Origin of the sequence: Neisseria cinerea, from assembly GCF_900475315.1 — a bacterium.
In the GTDB taxonomy this organism is placed as follows: domain Bacteria; phylum Pseudomonadota; class Gammaproteobacteria; order Burkholderiales; family Neisseriaceae; genus Neisseria; species Neisseria cinerea.
In genome coordinates this window covers 1,504,374-1,525,314 of the sequence record NZ_LS483369.1, presented here as the reverse complement: position 1 = coordinate 1,525,314, position 20,941 = coordinate 1,504,374, and the positions used below count along the sequence as shown (strand labels likewise).

Genomic DNA, 20,941 nt, shown 5'->3' with positions numbered 1-20,941 from the left:
TCCAACATCACGGAGAACCGTATGAAATCCAGACACCTTGCCCTCGGCGTTGCCGCCCTGTTCGCCCTTGCCGCGTGCGACAGTAAAGTCCAAACCAGCGTCCCCGCCGACAGCGCGCCTGCCGCTTCGGCAGCCGCCGCCCCGGCAGGGCTGGTCGAAGGGCAAAACTATACCGTCCTTTCCAACCCGATTCCCCAACAGCAGGCAGGCAAGGTTGAAGTCCTTGAGTTTTTCGGCTATTTCTGCCCGCACTGCGCCCACCTCGAGCCTGTTTTGAGCAAACACGCCAAGTCTTTTAAAGACGATATGTACCTGCGTACCGAGCATGTCGTCTGGCAAAAAGAGATGCTGCCGCTCGCCCGCCTTGCCGCCGCCGTCGATATGGCTGCCGCCGAAAGCAAAGATGTGGCGAACAGCCATATTTTCGATGCGATGGTTAATCAGAAAATTAAGCTGCAAGAGCCGGAAGTCCTCAAAAAATGGCTGGGCGAACAAACCGCCTTTGACGGCAAAAAAGTCCTTGCCGCCTACGAATCTCCCGAAAGCCAGGCGCGCGCCGACAAAATGCAGGAGCTGACCGAAACCTTCCAAATCGACGGTACGCCCACGGTTATCGTCGGCGGCAAATATAAAGTCGAATTTGCCGACTGGGAGTCCGGTATGAACACCATCGACCTTTTGGCGGACAAAGTACGCGAAGAACAAAAAGCCGCGCAGTAAGCCCGTTTGAAAAATGCCGTCTGAAACTTGGTTTTCAGACGGCATTTTGATTGGGTCTAAAACGTAAAGCCCGTTTCCAGTTCTTCATCGCCGACCAGTTCGACCAAGAGCGCGTAGAGCGGGGCGAGTTCGGCGTAACGGCGTGATACGCGGCGCAGATAGTTTAAGAAACGCGGGATTTCCGGACGGTATTTGTCTTTGCCGTCGCGGTAGTACAGGCGTGCGAAGATGCCTGCAACCTTCAAGTGCCGCTGCACGCCCATCCATTCGAACCAGCGGTAAAACTCGTCAAACGCTTCGGGGACGGGCAAGTCGGCAGCCCGCGCCTTTTCCCAGTAGCGGATAACCAAGTCCAAGACAAATTCTTCTTCCCATTCGATAAAGGCATCGCGCAACAGCGACACCAAATCGTAGGAAATCGGGCCGTAAAGCGCGTCTTGGAAGTCTAAAACGCCCGGCCTGCCGCGCGTCAGCATCAGGTTGCGGACGATAAAGTCGCGGTGCACATAGACTTTGGGCTGCGCCAACAGGGGCGGCAGCAGCGTATCGACGGTCTGCTGCCAAAGTTGGCGTTGTTTGAATGTTAATTCGCGCCCCAATTCTTTTGCGACAAACCATTCCGGGAACAGGTTGATTTCGCGCAGCATCGTTTCACGGTCATATTCGGGCAAGACCCCTTCACGGCTTGCCTTCTGCAATTCGACCAGCTCGCCGATGGCCTCCAGCAGCAGCGCTTTGTGCGCCGTTTCGCCCTGTTCCTGAAGCATCGCGGTTAAAAACGTCGTATTGCCCAAGTCGTTCAATACCACAAACCCCAAATCCGTGTCCGCGTGCAATATCTGCGGCACATTGACCATGTTAAACAGTTTCTGCACTTTCAAATAAGGTGCGACACTCATCTTGTCGGGCGGCGCATCCATGCAGACGCTGCTGCTGCCGTCTGAAAATGTTGCACGGAAATAGCGGCGGAAATCAGCATCCGCCGCCGCAAAGGCCAGTTCGAAACTGCGGTCGGGATAGACGGTCTGAAGCCAATTTTTCAGTTCGATTTGTCGTTGCATAACAGTACTAAAGCATTTCAGGTTACAATAAACGCTATTCTAACTGGCAAACCGACTTGAGGGGCAATTTTGGCTCGTTTATTTTCACTCAAACCACTGGTGCTGGCATTGGGCTTCTGCTTCGGCACGCATTGCGCCGCCGCCGATGCCGTTGCGGCGGAGGAAACAGACAATCCGACCGCCGGAGGAAGCGTTCGGAGCGTGTCCGAACCCATGCAGCCTGCCGGCCTGAGCCTCGGTTCAACCTGCCTGTTTTGCAGTAACGAAAGCGGCAAACCCGAAAAAACCGAATCTGCCGTTAAAGGAAGCGGCGAAGGGCCTGTGCCCGAAAACCACACGCGAATTGTCGCCGACAAGGTGGAAGGGCAGTCGCAGGTCAAGGTACGCGCGGAGGGCGGCGTCGTTGTCGAACGCAACCGGGCAACCCTCAATGCCGACTGGGCGGATTACGACCAGGTCGGCGAAACCGTTACCGCGGGAGACCGTTTCGCCCTCAAGCAGGACGGTACGTTGATTCAGGGTGAAACGCTGACCTATAACCTCGCCCGCCAGACCGGTGAGGCGCACAATGTCCGCATGGAAGAGGAGCGCGACGGGCGGCGGCTGCAAAGCGTCAGCCGCACGGCCGAAATGGCGGGCGAGGGGCATTACAAACTGACGGAAACCCAATTCAACACCTGTTCCACAGGCGATGCCGGCTGGTATATCAAGGCCGCTTCCGTCGAAGCCGATCAGGAACAGGGTGTGGGCGTTGCCAAGCATGCCTCGTTCGTATTCGGAGGCGTTCCCCTTTTCTATACGCCTTGGGCGGACTTCCCGCTGAACGGCAACCGCAAAAGCGGCCTGCTCGTTCCCTCCCTGTCCACCGGTTCAGACGGCATTTCCCTTTCCGTCCCCTATTATTTCAACCTTGCCCCCAATTTCGATGCCACCCTGTCCGCCGGTATAATCGGCGCGCGGGGCGCGGTATTCGACGGGCAGTTCCGTTACCTGCGGCCGGATTACAGCGGACAGTCCGACCTGACCTGGATGCCGCACGACAAAAAAAGCGGTATGAGCAACCGTTATCAGGCGAAATGGCAGCATAAGCATAAGATTTCCGAAACAACCCAAGCCGGCGTAGATTTCAACGGGGTTTCCGACAGCGGCTACTACCGCGACTTTTACGGCAGCGAAGAAATAGCCAGCAACATCAACCTCAACCGGCGGGTATGGCTGGATTACAGCGGCAAGGCGGCTGGCGGCATTTTGAACGTCGGATTGTCGGCACAAAAATTCCAGACGCTGGCCAACCAAAACGGCTATAAAGACGAACCGTATGCCCTCATGCCGCGCCTTTCGGCCGAGTGGCGTAAAAATACAGGCAGAGCGCAAGTCGGCGTATCCGCACAATTCACACGATTCAGCCACAACAGCCGCCAAGACGGCAGCCGCCTGGTCGTGTATCCCGGCGTCAAATGGGAGTTCGGCAGCAGCTGGGGTTATATCCGGCCCAAGCTCGGGCTGCACGCCACCTATTACAGCCTTAACCGCTTCGACGGCAAAGAGCCGCGCCGCGTCAGCCGCGTGCTGCCCATTGTCAATATCGACAGCGGCGCAACCTTCGAGCGGAATACGCGGCTGTTCGGCGGAGAAGTCCTGCAAACCCTCGAACCGCGCCTGTTCTACAACTATATCCCGGCCAAATCACAAAACGACCTGCCCAATTTCGACTCATCCGAGAACAGTTTCGGCTACGGTCAGCTGTTCCGTGAAAACCTCTATTACGGCAACGACAGGATTAACGCCGCAAACAGCCTTTCCGCCGCCGTGCAGAGCCGTATTCTCGACAACGCGACCGGAGAAGAACGGTTCCGCGCCGGCATCGGTCAGAAGTTCTATTTCAAGAACGACGCAGTCATGCTTGACGGCAGCATCAGCAGGAATCCGCGCAACCGTTCCGACTGGGTGGCATTCGCATCCAGCGGCATAGGCGGCCGTTTTACCCTCGACAGCAGCATCCATTACAACCAAAACGACAAACGCGCCGAAAATTACACCGTCGGTATCAGCTACCTGCCCGAGCCTGGCAAAGTATTGAACGCCCGTTACAAATACGGGCGCAATGAAAAAATCTACCTGCAGGCCGACGGCTCCTATTTTTACGACAAACTCAGCCAGCTCGACCTGTCCGCACAATGGCCGCTGACGCGTAACCTGTCGGCCGTCGCCCGCTACAACTACGGTTTTGAAGCCAAAAAACCGATAGAAATGCTGGCGGGTGCCGAATATCGGAGCAGTTGCGGCTGCTGGAGCGCCGGCATGTATGCGCAACGTTACGTTACCGGAGAGAACACCTACAAAAACGCCGTCTTCCTTACCCTGCAATTAAAAGACTTGAGCAATATCGGCAGGGTTCCCAAAGGCACGATGGACATTGCCGTACCCGGCTATATCCCGAATCTGGACCTTTCAGGCAGGCGCAAAACGCAGCCGTAAACAGACCGAATCTCCGTCCTGTTCCAACGAACCTGCCGTCCGACGAACAACCCCGATTCCGCCGAACCCAAGTGCGGAATCCAACCGATAAGGAAATATCGATGAAGATAAAAACCCTGATGATAGCCGCCGCACTGCTGAGCGCCTCCTACAGCCAAGCGGCACCCCGTGCGGCAAAACCTGCATCTGCCGCCAAAGCCGCCAAGCCGGCGGAGACGGCACGCCAAGAAACCGCGCAACAGGAAGGCGGCATACACTTTTCAGACGGCATCGCCGCCGTTGCCGACAACGAAGTCATCACACGCCGCAGGCTGGCACAGGCTGTTGCCGATACCAAGGCAAACCTGCCCAAAGGCGTACAAATCAGCGATACGGCATTGACCGAACAAGTACTGATGCAGCTGGTCAACCAATCCCTGATCGTACAGGCGGGCAAACGCCGCAATATTCAGGCAAGTGAGGCAGAAATTGCCGCCGTCGCCGCGCAAAACCCCTCGCTTAAAAACCTGTCTGCCGAACAACGCCGCGAACTTGCCGACAGCATTATTGCCGAAAAAGTCCGCCAGCAGGCAGTGATGCAGAACAGCCGGGTAAGCGAGGCAGAGGTCGACCGCTTTATCGAACAGGCGCAGAAACAGGGCGTTACCCTGCCCGAAGGCGAGCCGATGCGCCAATACCGCGCCCAACACATCCTGATTAAGGCCGACAGCGAGAACGCCGCCGTCGGCGCAGAAAGCACCATCCGCAAAATCTACGGAGAGGCACGCAGCGGTGCAGACTTTTCCAGCCTGGCGCGCCAATATTCGCAAGACGCGAGCGCGGGCAACGGCGGCGACTTAGGCTGGTTTGCCGACGGCGTAATGGTTCCCGCCTTTGAAGAAACCGTCCGCAGTCTCAAACCCGGCCAAGTCAGCGCGCCCGTACGCACCCAGTTCGGCTGGCACATCATCAAGCTGAACGAAGTACGCGAGGCCGGCACGCCTCAGGAACGCGTCCGCAACGCCGTGCGCCAGTATATTTTCCAACAGAAGGCGGAGCGTGCGACCGCCGACCTGTTGCGCGACCTGCATTCCGGTGCCTACGTGGACATCCGCTGAAACGGTCGTGACTGAAAAGCCGTGCCGTCCCGACAACCTTTGGGCGGCACGGCTTTTTCAAACTGCGGCGGCAGACAGGCGGACGAAGCGGCAGAACATATTGAGAAATATAGACAAACGCCATGTAATCCGCGTACAAGTTTTCCGGTTGCTCTTTAAGTTAATGTTCCGTCAAACAATGGTTTTGATTGCTAAGAAAAAATTTAACCTTTTTAACTTTCAAGCATTTGAAAGTAATGGAATTTTTTGACAGGATGCAGTCGGAAAACTTGCCCCATAAATCGGGGATAAAAGTAAAAACGGACGGCATATTTGCCGTCCGTTTTTTGTTGCCGGAGTTTGCCGTATCGGGGTTCAGACGGCATTGCCTGCCGTTGTGCCCGCGAGTGCGACTGCCTTGATGTAGTTGAGCGAGACAAACTGCTTCTCGGCATTCAATTCAGTAATTTTGAACAATGCCTGTGATTTGGGCAGCGCGTCAAACGGAATACCGGTCGCGCGCGTGACCAGCGGCAGGCCTTCGATGCGGACGAGGTCTTCTTTGAGGATGGTGGCCGTCAGCTCGCTTGTGCCTTGCTGTTGCAGGTACACGAGGCTCCAGTAGGCTTCCATTTGGCGTTGGAAGTCGGCGTAGGCTGTATAGGCGGCATCAAAGTCGCGCAGTGCGGCAAAAAGCTCGGCATCGCTGTTTTGATACAGCGGCTCGGCAGTGTCGTCGATTAGGCTGATCAGCTGCTTTTGGTTGATGTAGTCGGCGGCGCGGCGCAGTGGCGAAGTGAACCAGCCGTAATGCTGCACGCCCATGCCGATGTGCGGCTCGGATTTGGTGCTCATGCGCACTTTGCCTGCCGGTTGGACGCGGAAAAGGCCGGGCAGCTCGTTTTCGTCCAGCATTTGCGCCCAAGTGCTGTTGGCAAGAATCATCATCTCGCTGACCAGCGTATCGATGGGCGAACCGCGTTCGCGGCGGACAACGGATACGTTGCCTTCCTCATCTAATTCGATGCTGTAATCGTATTGCGGCGCGCGGTCGGGCTCGTATTTGCCGCGTGCTTTTTGCAGGGCGATGGCAAATTGATAGAACCAAATCAGGTCTTGATGGTGGGCGAACATCATTTCGCCTGCTTCGTCCAAGCCGGTTTCGGCGTTGAAATGCGGCTCGATGGCTTGGATGCGCAGGTTTTCGGCGATATTGACGGCTTCGATTTTGCAGGTCGGCTCACCGACGTTGAACTCGCTGTCCACATCGAAATAAATGCTGACGGCAGGACGGTACGCGCCCGCATCAAGGCTGAACGCGGCAATCCAGTTTTCAGGCAGCATGGTGATTTTGCCGCCGGGGAAATAGACCGTGCTCAAGCGTTTCATGATGTTTTTTTCCATTTTGTCGCCTGGTTTAATGGCAAGCGACGGCGCGGCGATGTGGATGCCGACGCGTTTCATGCCATTGCCCAAGTCGGTCAGGCTCAAGGCATCGTCCACTTCGGTGGTCGATTCGTCGTCAATGGAAAAGGAGGTAACGTCGGCTTTGGGCAAGTTGGGCATTTCAGGAAGGGCAAGGTCGGAGAAGCCTGTTCCTTTGGGGAAGTATTTGATTTCAAAACCGTCTTGCAGATATTGGGGAATGGACGTAATGCCGCCCGTTTTTTTCGCCAATTCGTAGGCGGAGGTTTTCAGCGCGTCGGCGGCTTTGGTAAAGGCTTTGTAGGTCAGCGACTGTTTGTCGGGCGCGTGTAAGATGGTTTTCAAATCCGCCGCGATTTCAGACGGCATCTCGCCGCGTTTCAAGGCTTCCGCCCAAGCGTCGATTTGTGCGTCTTGCTGTTTTTTGCGTTCGATGGCGGCAAGCGCTTGTTTCAAAGTTTCTTCAGGCGCGGCTTTGAACACGCCTTTGGCTTTTTTGTAGAAATACATCGGCGCGGCGTACAGCGCAATTAAAGTCGCCGCCAGCTCGGTTTTGGTCGGCGCATGACCGTAATATTCTTCGGCAATCGCCTCAGCGGAAAATTCTTCTTCGCCGCATACTTCCCACAATAAATCGGTGTCGATGTCCGCCGCCTGCGCCTGCGCGTTCTCCAAAAACGCCGCCATGTCGCCGTCGAACTCGGCAAAGACGTTGTTTGCCTTCACTTTGGTGCGTTTGCCGTGTTGGGTATCGACTTGGTAGGTAGCGTCGTTTTTTTGGACGATGGCGGCAACTTTGAATTGGCCGGACTCTTCGTAAAAAATATTCATTTTTCGGATTTTTCTGTGGAAACTCAAGCGGGCGATTTTAGCAGATTACCGAAAATGCCGTCTGAAAAAAGGTTTGGGGAGGGTTGGCGCACCTATTTGAACTGTTCCAGCCAGACCGCCCATTGGCTGTCGGTTTCGGCAAGGGCGGTTACGGTCTGTCCGCCATCGGGGCTTCGGAAGGTCAGGGAACGGGCGTGGAGCATGAGGCGTTGCGTGCCGAGGTGTGCGGCAACGGCGTGGTTTTGGCGCAGGTCGCCGTAGTTGGTGTCGCCGACGATGGGGTGGAAGATGTGTTTCATGTGGCGGCGGAGCTGGTGCTTGCGCCCTGTATGCGGCGTCAGCTCCGCCCACGAGTAGCGCGAGGTCGGGTAGCGCAGTGCGGATTGGAAGGGCAGCTCGGTTCGGGCGATGCAGCGGCAGGCGGTTTGCGCGTCCTGTATGACGGATTCGGTATGCGCTTCGGCAATTTTGTCGGGGCAGTATTTGAGCGGATAGTCGATGATGCCGTCTGAAGGCAGGTGTCCGCGCACGATTGCCCAGTAGGTTTTGCGTATGTTTTTTTGTTCGAACTGCTGCGTCAGCAGGCGGGCGGCTTCAGGGTCGAGGGCAAACAGGAGGACGCCGGATGTGGGGCGGTCGAGGCGGTGGACGGGGTAGACGTGTTGTCCGATTTGGTCGCGCAGCGTCTGCATGGCGAAGACGGTTTCGCGGCTGTCCAACCACGAACGGTGGACGAGCATTCCGGCGGGCTTGTTGACGGCAACGGTGCGGCCGTCGCGGTAGATGATGTCGAGCATGGCAAAAAAACGGTTATTGTATCGTGTTCCTGCAGGTACAATCGTTGTTTTTAAACGGAGGACGGAATGGGGAATACAAACCGTGTGACGGAGCAGGCACGTTATGATGCCGAACGCAGGCAGGCAGACGAAGCATTGGCGGGTGTGTTTCCGGCAGTCAGTATCTTCGGCAGCGCGCGCACGCCGCAGAATCATGCGGATTATGCGTTTGCCTGCCGTCTGGCAAGGCGGCTGTCGGATTTGGGCATTGCCGTCATTTCGGGCGGGGGACCGGGGATTATGGAGGCGGCAAACAAGGGCGCGTTTGCAGGGAAATCGGTTTCGGTGGGGCTGAACATTGCCCTGCCGCATGAGCAGAAACCGAATCCGTATCAGGACATCGCCTTGCGGTTTTCCCGTTTTGCCGAACGCAAGGCGGCGTTTTTCAGCTATTCCCAAGCATATGTCGTGATGCCGGGCGGCTTCGGGACGCTGGACGAATTGTTTGAAATCCTAACCTTGGTGCAGACGGGCAAAGTGCCGCCGCGTCCGGTCGTTTTGGTCGGGAAGGCGTTTTGGTCGGGTCTGGCGGAGTGGATAAACACGCAGCTTTTGGCGCGCGGTCTGATTTCCGAAGGAGCAGCCTCTTTGTTCACCATATCGGACGATGAAGAAGAAATCGTTGCGTATCTGTCGGAAAACGGGTTTCAGACGGCATGATGCCCTGCAAAATCATGTATAATTGCAAACAATTTAACATTTCTTGATGTCTTTTCCGAACAGGATGCCGATATGATCAACCCCATCGCCTCGCTTTCCCCTTTAGACGGCCGTTATGCCCAATCCGTTGAAGCATTGCGCCCGATTTTTTCAGAGTACGGCCTGATGAAGGCGCGCGTTAAAGTCGAATTAAACTGGCTCAAAGCCCTGGCCGCCGAGCCGAAGATTGTCGAAGTACCGCCCTTTAGTGCCGGAACGCTTGCCGAAATCGACAAAGTCATCGAAAACTTTTCATTGGAAGACGCAGCCGCCGTCAAAGCCATCGAAGCCACGACCAATCATGATGTCAAAGCCATCGAATATTGGCTGAAAAAACGTTTTGCCGAAGTGCCCGAAGTCGCCGCTGCCGGCGAGTTCATCCATTTCGCCTGCACCAGCGAAGACATCAACAACCTGTCCCACGCTTTAATGCTGCAAGAAGCGCGTGAGGCTGTTTTGCTGCCGAAGCTGGCCGAAATCATCGAGAAGCTGACCGGCATGGCGCATGAGTTGGCTGCCGTTCCTATGATGAGCCGCACGCATGGCCAGCCTGCTACACCAAGCACACTTGGTAAAGAAATCGCCAATATCGTGTACCGCCTGCAACGTCAGTTTAAAAACCTGCAAGCGCAAGAATTCCTCGGCAAAATCAACGGCGCGGTCGGCAACTACAATGCCCACATGGTCGCCTATCCCGACGTCGATTGGGAAACCCACTGCCGCAACTTTGTCGAAATCAGCCTCGGCCTGACCTTCAACCCCTACACCATCCAAATCGAACCGCACGACTACATGGCTGAATTCTTCCAAACCCTCAGCCGCATCAACACGATTCTGATCGACTTCAACCGCGATGTTTGGGGCTACATTTCTTTGGGTTACTTCAAACAAAAAGTCAAAGCAGGCGAAGTCGGTTCTTCCACTATGCCGCACAAAGTCAACCCCATCGACTTTGAAAACTCCGAGGGCAACCTCGGCATGTCTAACGCCGTATTGGGCTTTTTGTCCGAAAAACTGCCCGTCTCCCGCTGGCAGCGCGACCTGACCGACAGCACCGTCCTGCGTAATATGGGCGTGGGCGTGGGCTATGCCATGTTGGGTTTCGTCGCCCACCTGCGCGGTCTGAACAAGCTCGAACCCAACCCTGCCGCGCTTGCCGCCGATTTGGATGCCACTTGGGAGCTGCTCGCCGAGCCGATTCAAACCGTAATGCGCCGTTACGGTGTCGCCAATCCTTACGAGAAGCTGAAAGACCTGACGCGCGGTAAAGACGGCATTACGCCCGAAGTGCTGAAAGTCTTCATCGAATCGCTGGAAATCCCTACTGAAGCCAAAGCAAAATTGCTTGAGCTGACCCCCGCACTGTATGTGGGCAAGGCTGAAGCGTTGGCTAAACGGATTTGAGCGTTTATTGAAACCGATGCCGTCTGAACGCGCGTTCAGACGGCATTTTTAAAATACCGGGACATAAGGATAGCCGCCGTCAAACCCGTATATGTTTTTGCAAATAATGCATCAATCAGCCGTTCGCCCTTGAGGGAGGAAAAATTGAAAAGATTTGCTATAAACCAATATCTCCAACCTATTCAAGCTATGGGCAATATTGAAAAGAGCAATCAGGTGGTCTTTGATTTGGTTAAAGATATCCCCAATGTGCATTGGGTTGATGCACAGAAATACCTTCCTAAAAACACGGTCGAAATACACGGCCATTATCTTTATAGCGACCAGGATCACCTGACGGAATTCGGTTCCTATTATATGGGGCGGGAATTCCACAAACATGAAAGCTTGCTCAAGCATTCACACGGCGGCGCATTGCAGTAACCTGCCTTGCCGTCCGATATCGTTTGTGCCGTCGTATGCCGCCGTATACCGTTTCCCGTTCGGGTCGGCGGACGGTTCTCATTTGCCGGTTTGAGAGACAGTGGTTGGAAATAACTGTTCTCTTAATGCTTTTCCCTCCCCTGCGGGAGGGAATTTTTAATCAAAACCCCAATTGCCTTTCCAAGTTTTCCACCAGATTGTCATCCAGTTCCAAAGCTTGCGACAGGCGGGCGAGGAAGACGGTTTCTTTCCGCGACAAATCGGCACATACCAGTCTTGCCGCCAGATAGGCCTCCGCCGCCAGCGCCTCATCGTTGCCGACGGAGGCGGCGATGTCTTCGATGCTTGCGGGAAGGCGGTATTCGGCGGCGAGCCATGCGGCAGTTTCGGGGTCTGTGCCGCTTTCCTGTTCGATAGTCCGGCGTTCGGCTTCGTCTATCATGCCGTCTGAAGCGGCGGCGGCTATCATGGTGCGCAATACGGTGCGGCTGTATGTTTCTTCAGTTTCTCCGGCAGGTTGGAAATCGCTTTGTGTTACGGTTGCCCGCCCTTTGTTTTGCTGCCACATCTGATAGCCCCGGTAGGCGAGGTAGCCCAAAGCGGCGGTCGAACCGATTTTGGTGATGGTTTTGCGGTTTTTACCGTTCAGCAGCATGGAGGCGACACCGGCAACCAGCGCGCCTCCGCCGAATGAATTGAGCGGGCTGTCGGAGAATGTGTTGCCTTTTTTTTGAACCGTGCTTAAGACTTGGTTGAGCAGTCGGGTGAAGTTCATGATTTTTCCTTTCTGTTGCGGGAAGGGCAGTATGTTTACCCTATCCTTTTAAACGGCGGCAGGCCGGCTAATAATTGTTGGCCGTACCGCTGCGTTTTGATGCGGTTGTCGAGGATGGTTACGCGGCCATAGTCTTGTTCGGTGCGAATGAGGCGGCCGACGGCCTGGATGAGTTTGATGCCGGCTTCGGGGACGGTGATTTCGATGAAGGGGTTGCCGCCGCGCTGTTCTATCCAGCGGTTTTGGGTTTTTTCGATGGGGTTGTCGGGCATGGCGAAGGGGAGTTTGGCGATGATGACTTGCACGCAGGCGGTGCCGGGCAGGTCGAGTCCTTCGGCAAAGCTGTCGAGTCCGAAGATGATGCTGGCTTTGCCTTCTTCTATGGCCTGGTGGTGTTTTTGCAGGAGGACGGCTTTGGGTAATTCGCCTTGTACGAGCAAGAGCGGCAGGTAGTCTCCGGGCAGGCGCAGAGCGACATCCTGCATTTGTTTGCGCGAGGAAAACAGGACGAGTGTGCCGATGGCTTCGGTGGGCGAAATAAGCTTGGGCAGCCATTCGATGATGGCTTCGGTGTGGGCTTCGGGGTCTTTGGGGCTGGCGTATATGGGGGGGATGTAGAGTTCGCCCTGTTTTTCAAAGTCAAAGGGGCTTTTGAGGGCGAGGGTGGTGGTCTCGGGCAGCCATTGCAGCCCGGTTTGGCGCAGCATCAGGTTAAAGTTGCCCAAGGATTGCAGGGTGGCGGAGGTCAATACCGCGCCTGCCGCGCGCCGCCACAGGCTGTTGGCGAGGTGGGACGCGCTGCTGATGGGGCTGGCGTTGAAAATGTAGTCGTTTTTGTCGTCGGCGCGGCGGGTTATCCATTTTGCCAGCGGCTCTTCGCCTTCGAGGGGGACGGTGGAGAGCAAATCCCAAACTGCGCTGATTTGTTCGATACGGGAGATAAAAAGGCCGAACTCGCTGGTCAGGCGGTCGAGGAGCGCGCCGTCCTGTTCTTTTTCGCGGCGTGCGGCAGAAAGCGCATCGTTCAGCCCGATAACGTGTTTGAGCAGGCTGCGCGCAGCAATGGCCGTATTGGAAACGGTGGTTTCGAGGCCTTCGGGGATTTTGCCGTCTTCCCACAGCCAAGTCGGTTCGCTGTTGGTTCGTCTGTCGTTTTCAGACACCCCCAGACTTAAAGATGGCTCTTCCGCCAAATGGAATTGCCATTCATGCAGGCTGTCGAGCAAGGATGCGGCGGCTTCGTCGGCCAGGTTGGCAAGTTCGGCTTTATCGGTAAGCGCGGCAATTTTGCCGGTAAGCTGCGGCAGTTTTTCCAGCGTCCAAACGGCAATATTCCATGAATGTTCGGCGGCAAAACGGCTGAGGGCTTTTTTGGGCAGGTGGTGCGCTTCGTCGATGCAATAGAAACTGTTTTCTGGCTCAGGCAGAATCACGCCGCCGCCCATGCTGATGTCGGCAAGCAGAAGGTCATGGTTGGCAACGACGACATCGACGGTTTCCAAGACATCGCGTGCCAGGTAAAAAGGGCATTCCGGACGGTTGGGACAGGCGGTTTTCAGGCAGCCGTGGCGGTCGTTGGTCACTTTGAGCCAAATCGCGTCATCGATTTTTTCCGGCCAAGTGTCGCGGTCGCCGTTGAACCGTCGGGCGGAAAATTCGTCGGCGATGTCGCGCAGCAGCTTCAATTCTTCGGGCTTGGGTTTGCTGTCCCACAAGACGGCGGGGGCTTCAAAGCCGAGCAGGTTTTGTTGGGCGTTGCTTTGCGTCAGTTGATAGAGTTTGTAGGGGCAGAGATAGCGGCCGCGCCCTTTGGCAAGTGCGAAGGTCAGTTCCAAACCGCTTTTTTCGACCAGAAACGGCAGGTCGCGGTCTACCAACTGCTCCTGCAAGGCAACCGTCGCGCTGCTCACAATCAGCCGCTTGCCGCGTGTTTGCGCCATGATGCCGCCCGCAAGCAGGTAGGCAAGCGATTTACCCACGCCGGTCGGGCCTTCGATTACGGCAATGCTCTCGCCTTCGCGTTTGGGCGGCTCGCCGCCCTCTTCACGCGTCAATGTCCGCGAAAAAGCGTTGGCAACCGCCGCAATCATTTCCCGCTGCGAAGTGCGCGGACGGAAACCGGGCAGGTTTTTGCCGATATTTTGGTAATGGTCGCGGATGGCGTTTTTTTCTAAATCGGTGAGCATGGCGTTTTGTACGGCGGTAGAAGTGGGGTTATTTTAACATTGCACGGAAGCGGTACAATATCGTTGTCGGAATGGGGGTGAGGTGAATCGTGCGGACGTGGTTGGTTTTTTGGTTGCAGCGTTTGAAATACCCGTTGTTGCTTTGGATTGCGGATATGCTGCTGTACCGGTTGTTGGGCGGCGCGGAAATCGAATGCGGCCGTTGCCCTGTACCGCCGATGACGGATTGGCAGCATTTTTTGCTGGCGATGGGAACGGTGTCGGCTTGGGTGGCGGTGATTTGGGCATACCTGATTATTGAAAGTGAGAAAAGCGGAAGATATTGAGTCATTCGGATACAATGCCGTCTGAAACGGAAGTTCAGACGGCATTTGTTTTAGGTTGCCATGCCGCTTAGGGAATACCGGCGACAGGATGGGCGGGATAGCCGTGGGTGTCGATGCTGCCGGCGGCGCGCCACGGGGTATGGATGACTGCCGCCGGCAGGTGGGCAAGCTCGGGGATGTGCCGTCTGACAAAGGTGCCGTCGGGGTCGGTCTTGTGTGCGGCGGCGGCAATGTCGGGGTAGGTGTGCCGTGAGGCGGCAAGCCGCCAGTTGCCTTGGTTGATTGCTGCATCGAAATCGGTCAGCAGTCGGGCAAACCATGCTTCGCCTTCATGACGGGGCACGCGAAGCGTATGGCATAGGAAGTCGGCGCACAGCCGGCGCAGTACGGGATGGAGGCCGCCCGTCTTATATAGGCAGCGCATAGAGGCATCGATAATCGGGATGCCGGTCTGTCCCTGCTGCCAGAGTGACAGATATCGGGTATTTTCCGGATTGCCGTCTGAAGGGGCATCGTCCGCGTGCTGCAAGGCAAGTTGAAGGAAGAAGTCGCGGCGGATCAGGTTGTCCGTCCACGAATCCAAGCGGTACCCGATGCCCTCCCGTGCCAACAGCCTCGGCGAAAGGCAGCCTGCATTCAGATAGGCACTCATCAGCGATGTGTGTTTGCGTGAAGGAAAATCTTTTAATACATCATAAAAATCTGCCTGTTTGAGGAAGGTCTGCCACTGCTTCCATGCAGCAGAACTGCCACCGCGCCGTATTGGGAAGATGCCGTCTGAAAGAGCGGCAGTTTGCGGGGCGGAAAGGTTTTCGGGGAACGGTTGGCGGTATGTCGCGAATATGTCCGAATCGGCGGGGGGGTGCTTGGAAAAGCGGTCGCACCATGCTTTGCGGTAGCGGTTGAAATCGGTGTGTGCCGTACCGTTGTCTGGTGTCAGGTCGGTTTGGTCGAAAACGGAACGGTCGTTGACGAAGGTCAGCCTGATACCGTGTTTGTCCAGCTCATGCCAAAGGGCGTTGTCGGCGAGTTTTTCAGCAAAGGTACAGGATGCGTCGGCGATGACGGTGCGGACGGAGGAGCCGGCGGCAAGTCGGACCAGCTCGGATGACGATGCAGCCGTGTAGAGCGGGATGCCGTGCCCTGCAAGCACTTGGGCAAGTTCGGCGGCAGATTGGCGGTAGAATGCAGTCCGGTGCAGATTGCCTGTTTCGGTATCTTCAATCCAAATGCCGATAATGGGCGAACCTTCGGCAACGGCGGCGCATAAGGCGGCGTTGTCGCGGATACGGAGGTTTTGTCGGAACCAGACGAGCGTATACATAGCGTGTGCAACAGTGGCGGCGTGTTCAGACGGCATTTCGGCAGTCTTTTCTGTTTTCAATTTTTTCGTTCAGAAAATCGATGAAGCTGCGGACTTTCGCGCTTAAGAATGCCCTGTCCGCATAAACGGCATTCAGGCGGTCGGTCGGGACGGTATATTCGGACAGCAAGCGCACCAGCGTACCGCAACGCAAATCGTGTTCTACCGCCCAAAACGGCTGATACCCGATGCACGCGCCCGCCTTAATCATTTCGCGCATCATCAGCGTATTGTCGGTACGGATGACGGGGGTCAGTTCAAGCCGGTATTTCTTGCCGTCCGATTTGCGGGTGATGTCGAGTTTCTGCTGGTTGGTGTAGGTCGGCAGGACAGCGGGCAGCATCATGACTTCTTCAGGTGTTTTCGGTACGCCGTTGCACATCAGGAAGTCCGGCGAGGCAAGCAGGGCAAATTCGATTTCCGCCAGCGGGCGCACGATTAGCGAAGGGGAAAGGGTTTGGGAAACGCGCAACGCCAAATCCACGCCTTCAGCAATCAAATCGATGTGGCGGTTGTCCAAAATCAGTTCTAATGTTACCTCGGGATAACGTTCGCGGTATTCCGCCAGCCAGTTGCATATCAGGCTGCCGGCAAACCACAGCGGCATCGTCACGCGCAGCAGCCCCTGCGGTTTTTCCGTCCCTCCGGCGGCTTTTTGCGCGGCATCGTCGAGCGTGTCGAGCGCGTAACTGCATTGCCGGTAGTATTCTTCCCCGGCTTCGGTCAGGCTGAGGTTGCGGCTGTTGCGGTGCAGGAGTTTGGCTTGGACGGTGTTTTCCAAGTGGCTGATGTGTTTGCTTGCCATTGCGGTGGAGATGCCGAGCGCGTCGGCGGCGCGGGTAAAGCCGCCGCTTTGGACGACTTGGCGGAAAACCTTGAGGCTGAACAGGGTGTCCATAGTTTCTTTTTTGGAAACATTGTTTCAATAAAAGCAGTATATATCTATGGGGAGGAATTATCTATACTGTACCGGTACAAAAGATGACGAATATTTAAGGAGCTTTTATGTCCAATTGCTGCAACCGTATCCAACCTGTTTTGCTTTCTGTTTTGCGTATCGTAACCGCCTACCTGTTTTTGTTGCACGGTACGTCAAAATTCTTCGCCTTTCCCATTGAAATGGGCAGCGGTTCACCCGAAGGGTTGATGCTGGTTGCCGGTATTTTAGAAATTGTCGGCGGCATTTTGCTGGTGTTGGGCTTGTTTACGCGCCCTGCCGCGTTTGTTTTGTCCGGCCAGATGGCGGTTGCCTATTTTATGGCGCACGCTTCCGGAAATGCTTTGTTCCCGATTGCCAACGGCGGCGAGTCTGCAGTGCTGTTCTGCTTCGTATTCTTCTATATTGCGGCAGCGGGCGGTGGAGCATGGTCGCTGGACAGGCTGTTTTTCAAGCGTAAAGCCTGAACCGGACTGCCTAAAGTGTATTTTGTTGAATGTTTTTGAGGAAAAGAAATGACTCGTCAATCTCTGCAACAGGCTGCGGAAAGCCGCCGTTCCATTTATTCGTTAAATAAAAATCTGCCCGTCGGCAAAGATGAAGTTGTCCAAATCGTCGAACATGCTGTTTTGCACACACCTTCTTCGTTCAATTCCCAATCTGCCCGTGTGGTCGTGCTGTTTGGCGAAGAGCATGATAAGGTGTGGCAATTTGTCGAAGACGCGCTGCGTGCCGTCGTGCCTGCCGACAGTTTTGAACCGACCGCGCAAAAATTGAACCTGTTTAAGGCGGGTGCGGCAACTATTTTGTTTTATGAAGATCAAAATGTTGTCAAAGGTTTGCAGGAGCAGTTCCCTGCTTATGCCGCCAACTTTCCCGTTTGGGCGGACCAGGCGAACGCTATGGTACAGTATGCCGTCTGGACAACACTTGCCGCGGTCGGCGTAGGTGCAAACCTGCAACATTACAACCCCTTGCCCGATGCGGCGATTGCCAAAGCGTGGAATATCCCCGAAAATTGGTTGTTGCGCGCACAAATGGTTATCGGCGGTATTGAAGGGGCGGCAGGTGAAAAGGCCTTTGAACCTGTTGCAGAACGTTTGAAAGTGTTCGGCACATAATTTAGCAGTCAAAAAAATGCCGTCTGAAAAGGATTCAGACGGCATTTTTCAGTATCAGGCAACGAGTTTTTCGCATTCTTTGATACAGTCAAGGCAGGACTCGTAACATGCTTTGCATTCCGCATGGTGGGCAGCATGTTCTTTACAGGCTTTGGAACATTGTTTGCATGCGTCGAGGCACACTTTTGCCGCGTCGCGTGTCAGAGGGGCATTTTGTGCAGCAAGGTCGTGCAACGCACCGCATAGGGCAAGCATTTGGCGCACGGTAACCGCGCAATCGGCCATAGACGTATCGCCCTGGGTAAGCAGGGACAGGCAGTGTGTCAGGCAAACCTGTCCAGCATCTATGCAGTGTGCTGCAGTCTGGCGGACGGCAGTGTAGGCGGATGCGGCGGCAGGTTGCATATCGTGATGATGATGGTGGTCGGCATGGCTGTGCGCACGCGCGAAAGAGGCGGCGGAAGCCAGGGAGACGGCAGCGGCACTGCCCAAAAATTGACGACGGTTCATAATGTTTCCTTATATGTTTCAACATGCGGGTCCGGCATAAGGTACGCACTTACTATACTGCCCTGGCCGGATCGGTACGCTTTTCTGAATAACTGTTTGATTTTGCAGATGTGAAATTATCGCACGAGCAGGCATGTTTCAGCTATTCGAAAATTTGAGGAATGGTGCATCAATCTGTTTTGAAATGATGTGCAGACATGGTAACAGACAAAAAGCCGTCTGAAAATCGTTTTAGACGGCTTTTGTTTTCAAACATTAAAGACCGGGAAACATTCCCTTCATTCCCTTCATGCCTTTGGCCAAGCGCATCAGTTTGCCCAAACCGTTGCCGCTGAACATCTTCATCATTTGTTGCATTTGTTCAAACTGTTTGAGCAATTTGTTCACTTCCTGCACGGTCGTACCCGCACCCATTGCAATACGTCGTTTGCGGCTGGCTTTGAGCAGGGCAGGGTTGGCGCGTTCTTTAGGGGTCATCGAGTTGATGATGGCTTCTACTTTGCCCATCGCTTTTTCAGCCGTACCTTCGGGGATTTGTTTCGATATTTGACCCAGTTCGCCCGGCATTTTCGACATCAGGTTTTCCAAGCCGCCCATGTTGCGCATCTGCTGGATTTGTTCTTTAAAGTCGTTGAGGTCGAAGCCTTTGCCTTTTTGCAGCTTTTTCGCCATTTTGGCGGCGGCTTCTTCATCAATACCTTTTTGAACGTCTTCAATCAGGGTCAATACGTCGCCCATGCCGAGGATACGGCTGGCAAGACGGTCGGGGTGGAAAGGTTCGAGGCCGTTGATTTTTTCGCCGACACCGATAAATTTAATCGGTTTGCCGGTTACATGGCGTACGGACAATGCCGCACCGCCGCGCGAGTCGCCATCCATCTTGGTCAATACGACACCGGTCAGCGGCAGGGCTTCATTAAATGCCTGAGCAGTGTTCACCGCATCCTGACCCAGCATGGCATCGATGACGAACAAAGTTTCAACCGGGTTGACCGCCGTATGCAGCGCTTTGATTTCGTTCATCATCTCTTCATCGATTGCCAGGCGGCCGGCGGTATCGACCATCAAGACATCGTAAAAATGTTTTTTGGCGTAATCGACGGCGGCAGTTGCAATCTCAACCGGTTTTTGGTTGGTATCGGACGGGAAAAAGTCCACGCCGACCTGTTCTGCCAACAGACGCAGCTGTTCAATTGCGGCAGGGCGGTAAACGTCGGCGGATACCACCAAAACTTTTTTCTTCTGATCGTTTTTCAGCAGGCGGGCGAGTTTGCCGACGGTTGTTGTCTTACCGGCACCTTGCAAACCGGCCATCAAAACGATGGCGGGCGGTGAAACCGATAAATCCAGCGTTTTGTTTTCCTTGCCCATCAGTTCGACTAAAGCTTGGTTGACCACGCCGATAAAGGCTTGGTCAGGCGTCAGGCTGCCGACGACTTCTTGGCCAAGGGCTTGTTCTTTGACTGTGTTGACGAATTCTTTAACGACGGGCAATGCAACGTCGGCTTCCAGCAGGGCAAGACGAACCTCGCGCAAGGCTTCTTTAATATTGTCTTCGGTCAGTTTGGCTTGTCCGCGGATGTTTTTGAGGACATTGCTGAAGCGGCTGGTTAAATTGTCTAACATTGTTTGTCCTTGGTGTGGATAATAGCTTGCCCAATGCGGGGCATTCTTTGTTAAAATGAAATCGAGATTATTTTGATACGGTTATCGTGTCAAACGGTATTTGGGTGAATTTGGCAGATATTGCCAAAAATCGGATTCTACAATCTCGACGCTAAAAGTTCCAATATTTCAGGAACAGCCGCATATGGCCAATAACATATGTTAAAGAAAGTTCATTATGCCGACAGTTTTCATCTGCTTGCTTGTAGTTTATGCCGGGTTGGGCGCGTTTGCATGGTATTGCCAACAGCAGGGGCGCAGTAAAGACTACCCATGGAGAACCGAGCTGCCTGTCTTGGGTGCGGCATTGACCGCGCATGGGGCGGCGCTGTTGATGCCGGTTATTCAAGACAAAATACTGATTATGGGTTTCGGTTATTCCGTCAGCCTGATTGTTTGGATGATGTTGTTTATCTATTTTGTCGGCAGTTTCTTTTATTCGTTGCGCGGATTGCAGTTGTTGTTGTACCCATGTGCCGTAATGATGCTGTTTTTGGGTCTCGTTTTTCCCGGAAAGTTTATAGGGTACAAGATTGCCGACCTTCCTTTTATGCTGCATATAGGGGCATCGTTGTTTGCGTACGGACTGTTTGGTATTGCTACATTGTTATCAGTGTTAACCATTTTGCTGCACCGAAGCCTACATCGTAGGAGTTTTTCAAAATTCACAGGATTTCTGCCTCCGTTGTTGAGTTTGGAACGGCTTATGTTTCAAACTATGCTGGCCGGTTTTATCTTGTTGACTTATTCTGTTGTCAGTGGAACATTTTTTGCAGAAGCGGTATTTGGAAAACCCATGACCTTTACTCATAAAACCGTATTCGGCATATTGTCGTGGTTGATTTACGGAGGACTGCTGCTTAAACACGGCATGACCTCATGGCGGGGTAAAAATGTTGCTGTATGGACTATCATTGGGTTTGTCAGTCTAATGATTGCTTATATAGGCAGTAAATTTGTATTAGAAATCATTTTGCAAAAATAAGCACCACCGGTAATTTAAGCTGTATTAAATAGAGTGAGAGAAGCAGATTAAGATGGAGGCAGGTAAATTTCGAGTCAGATGTGGTTTGTGGCGAAATAAAAAACCTTATCAGACAGCGAG

18 protein-coding genes and 1 pseudogene are annotated in these 20,941 nt (G+C 54.4%); 9 read left to right on the top strand and 10 right to left on the bottom strand.

Features of this window, described 5'->3' with window-relative positions; all coding sequences use genetic code 11:
* The first annotated feature begins 21 nt into the window (after positions 1 to 21).
* Entirely contained in the window at positions 22 to 720 is a 699-nt protein-coding gene (locus DQM57_RS07890; RefSeq protein ID WP_107863303.1) for a thiol:disulfide interchange protein DsbA/DsbL, read from the top strand.
* 56 nt (positions 721 to 776) lie between these two features.
* Here DQM57_RS07890 and amgK read toward each other — a convergent pair whose 3' ends face one another.
* A complete protein-coding gene (gene amgK / locus DQM57_RS07885) occupies positions 777 to 1,781 on the bottom strand; it encodes an N-acetylmuramate/N-acetylglucosamine kinase AmgK (RefSeq protein ID WP_111727451.1) in 1,005 nt (334 codons plus the stop codon).
* A 69-nt stretch (positions 1,782 to 1,850) separates the two neighbouring features.
* On the opposite strand from amgK, the gene DQM57_RS07880 reads away from it, so the two are divergent.
* Together DQM57_RS07880 and DQM57_RS07875 are read left to right on the top strand one after the other, a co-directional pair.
* The gene (locus DQM57_RS07880; protein WP_111727450.1) at positions 1,851 to 4,259 is read left to right on the top strand and encodes an LPS-assembly protein LptD; all 2,409 of its coding nucleotides are present in this window, start codon (positions 1,851 to 1,853) and stop codon (positions 4,257 to 4,259) included.
* A gap of 101 nt (positions 4,260 to 4,360) precedes the next feature.
* Positions 4,361 to 5,356, top strand: a complete 996-nt coding sequence (locus DQM57_RS07875) for a peptidylprolyl isomerase (protein ID WP_111727449.1) — start codon at positions 4,361 to 4,363, stop codon at positions 5,354 to 5,356.
* A 354-nt stretch (positions 5,357 to 5,710) separates the two neighbouring features.
* On the opposite strand, the gene DQM57_RS07870 is transcribed toward DQM57_RS07875, so the two are convergent.
* Both DQM57_RS07870 and truC read right to left on the bottom strand, forming a co-directional pair.
* Positions 5,711 to 7,591, bottom strand: coding sequence for a ribonuclease catalytic domain-containing protein (locus tag DQM57_RS07870; protein ID WP_111727448.1), 1,881 nt, complete (start codon positions 7,589 to 7,591; stop codon positions 5,711 to 5,713).
* A gap of 92 nt (positions 7,592 to 7,683) precedes the next feature.
* Entirely contained in the window at positions 7,684 to 8,388 is a 705-nt protein-coding gene (truC, locus tag DQM57_RS07865) for a tRNA pseudouridine(65) synthase TruC (RefSeq protein WP_111727447.1), read from the bottom strand.
* A gap of 66 nt (positions 8,389 to 8,454) precedes the next feature.
* Between truC and DQM57_RS07860 the strand changes: the two genes are divergently transcribed.
* From DQM57_RS07860 to DQM57_RS07850, 3 genes and pseudogenes are all read left to right on the top strand, one after another.
* A complete protein-coding gene (locus tag DQM57_RS07860) occupies positions 8,455 to 9,087 on the top strand; it encodes an LOG family protein (protein WP_111727446.1) in 633 nt (210 codons plus the stop codon).
* Between the two features lie 72 nt (positions 9,088 to 9,159).
* Entirely contained in the window at positions 9,160 to 10,530 is a 1,371-nt protein-coding gene (gene purB / locus DQM57_RS07855) for an adenylosuccinate lyase (protein ID WP_111727445.1), read from the top strand.
* A 66-nt stretch (positions 10,531 to 10,596) separates the two neighbouring features.
* Positions 10,597 to 10,953: pseudogene (locus DQM57_RS07850) on the top strand (SGNH hydrolase domain-containing protein); the annotation flags it as partial.
* Positions 10,954 to 11,113: 160 nt separating this feature from the next.
* Here DQM57_RS07850 and DQM57_RS07845 read toward each other — a convergent pair.
* The 5 genes from DQM57_RS07845 to DQM57_RS07825 all read right to left on the bottom strand — a co-directional run bounded on the left by DQM57_RS07845 (position 11,114) and on the right by DQM57_RS07825 (position 16,501).
* Entirely contained in the window at positions 11,114 to 11,728 is a 615-nt protein-coding gene (locus tag DQM57_RS07845) for a tellurite resistance TerB family protein (protein WP_111727444.1), read from the bottom strand.
* 35 nt (positions 11,729 to 11,763) lie between these two features.
* Positions 11,764 to 13,914, bottom strand: a complete 2,151-nt coding sequence (gene dinG / locus DQM57_RS07840) for an ATP-dependent DNA helicase DinG (RefSeq protein WP_111727443.1) — start codon at positions 13,912 to 13,914, stop codon at positions 11,764 to 11,766.
* Positions 13,915 to 13,942: 28 nt separating this feature from the next.
* Positions 13,943 to 14,245 (bottom strand): hypothetical protein, encoded by a 303-nt coding sequence (locus tag DQM57_RS07835; protein ID WP_107860396.1) that lies wholly within the window; start codon positions 14,243 to 14,245, stop codon positions 13,943 to 13,945.
* A 62-nt stretch (positions 14,246 to 14,307) separates the two neighbouring features.
* A complete protein-coding gene (locus DQM57_RS07830) occupies positions 14,308 to 15,600 on the bottom strand; it encodes an FAD-binding domain-containing protein (RefSeq protein WP_107960941.1) in 1,293 nt (430 codons plus the stop codon).
* Complete coding sequence (locus DQM57_RS07825; RefSeq protein ID WP_111727442.1) at positions 15,590 to 16,501, bottom strand: LysR family transcriptional regulator; 912 nt, start codon at positions 16,499 to 16,501, stop codon at positions 15,590 to 15,592. Before DQM57_RS07825 ends, DQM57_RS07830 begins: the two co-directional genes overlap by 11 nt.
* A 107-nt stretch (positions 16,502 to 16,608) precedes the next feature.
* On the opposite strand from DQM57_RS07825, the gene DQM57_RS07820 reads away from it, so the two are divergent.
* Positions 16,609 to 17,007, top strand: coding sequence for a DoxX family protein (locus tag DQM57_RS07820; protein ID WP_107860399.1), 399 nt, complete (start codon positions 16,609 to 16,611; stop codon positions 17,005 to 17,007).
* Between the two features lie 48 nt (positions 17,008 to 17,055).
* Positions 17,056 to 17,661 (top strand): nitroreductase family protein, encoded by a 606-nt coding sequence (locus tag DQM57_RS07815; protein WP_107960939.1) that lies wholly within the window; start codon positions 17,056 to 17,058, stop codon positions 17,659 to 17,661.
* A gap of 54 nt (positions 17,662 to 17,715) precedes the next feature.
* Here the strand turns inward: DQM57_RS07815 and DQM57_RS07810 are convergent, their stop codons facing one another.
* Complete coding sequence (locus DQM57_RS07810) at positions 17,716 to 18,171, bottom strand: four-helix bundle copper-binding protein (protein ID WP_111727441.1); 456 nt, start codon at positions 18,169 to 18,171, stop codon at positions 17,716 to 17,718.
* A gap of 255 nt (positions 18,172 to 18,426) precedes the next feature.
* Entirely contained in the window at positions 18,427 to 19,797 is a 1,371-nt protein-coding gene (ffh, locus tag DQM57_RS07805) for a signal recognition particle protein (protein WP_111727440.1), read from the bottom strand.
* Positions 19,798 to 20,014: 217 nt separating this feature from the next.
* Between ffh and DQM57_RS07800 the strand changes: the two genes are divergently transcribed.
* Positions 20,015 to 20,821, top strand: coding sequence for a cytochrome C assembly family protein (locus DQM57_RS07800; protein ID WP_107860402.1), 807 nt, complete (start codon positions 20,015 to 20,017; stop codon positions 20,819 to 20,821).
* Positions 20,822 to 20,941: the final 120 nt, after the last annotated feature.

Excerpts from the sequence above, each read along its gene's own strand:
- DQM57_RS07835 (WP_107860396.1), bottom strand. The coding sequence starts at position 14,245 with ATGACTCAATATCTTCCGCTTTTCTCACTTTCAATAATCAGGTATGCC.
- DQM57_RS07870 (WP_111727448.1), bottom strand. The coding sequence starts at position 7,591 with ATGAATATTTTTTACGAAGAGTCCGGCCAATTCAAAGTTGCCGCCATC.
- DQM57_RS07820 (WP_107860399.1), top strand. The coding sequence starts at position 16,609 with ATGTCCAATTGCTGCAACCGTATCCAACCTGTTTTGCTTTCTGTTTTG.
- dinG (WP_111727443.1), bottom strand. The coding sequence starts at position 13,914 with ATGCTCACCGATTTAGAAAAAAACGCCATCCGCGACCATTACCAAAAT.
- DQM57_RS07875 (WP_111727449.1), top strand. The coding sequence starts at position 4,361 with ATGAAGATAAAAACCCTGATGATAGCCGCCGCACTGCTGAGCGCCTCC.
- DQM57_RS07830 (WP_107960941.1), bottom strand. The coding sequence starts at position 15,600 with ATGCCGTCTGAACACGCCGCCACTGTTGCACACGCTATGTATACGCTC.
- DQM57_RS07845 (WP_111727444.1), bottom strand. The coding sequence starts at position 11,728 with ATGAACTTCACCCGACTGCTCAACCAAGTCTTAAGCACGGTTCAAAAA.
- amgK (WP_111727451.1), bottom strand. The coding sequence starts at position 1,781 with ATGCAACGACAAATCGAACTGAAAAATTGGCTTCAGACCGTCTATCCC.
- DQM57_RS07825 (WP_111727442.1), bottom strand. The coding sequence starts at position 16,501 with ATGGACACCCTGTTCAGCCTCAAGGTTTTCCGCCAAGTCGTCCAAAGC.
- DQM57_RS07800 (WP_107860402.1), top strand. The coding sequence starts at position 20,015 with ATGCCGACAGTTTTCATCTGCTTGCTTGTAGTTTATGCCGGGTTGGGC.
- DQM57_RS07815 (WP_107960939.1), top strand. The coding sequence starts at position 17,056 with ATGACTCGTCAATCTCTGCAACAGGCTGCGGAAAGCCGCCGTTCCATT.
- ffh (WP_111727440.1), bottom strand. The coding sequence starts at position 19,797 with ATGTTAGACAATTTAACCAGCCGCTTCAGCAATGTCCTCAAAAACATC.
- DQM57_RS07810 (WP_111727441.1), bottom strand. The coding sequence starts at position 18,171 with ATGAACCGTCGTCAATTTTTGGGCAGTGCCGCTGCCGTCTCCCTGGCT.
- DQM57_RS07890 (WP_107863303.1), top strand. The coding sequence starts at position 22 with ATGAAATCCAGACACCTTGCCCTCGGCGTTGCCGCCCTGTTCGCCCTT.
- truC (WP_111727447.1), bottom strand. The coding sequence starts at position 8,388 with ATGCTCGACATCATCTACCGCGACGGCCGCACCGTTGCCGTCAACAAG.
- DQM57_RS07860 (WP_111727446.1), top strand. The coding sequence starts at position 8,455 with ATGGGGAATACAAACCGTGTGACGGAGCAGGCACGTTATGATGCCGAA.
- purB (WP_111727445.1), top strand. The coding sequence starts at position 9,160 with ATGATCAACCCCATCGCCTCGCTTTCCCCTTTAGACGGCCGTTATGCC.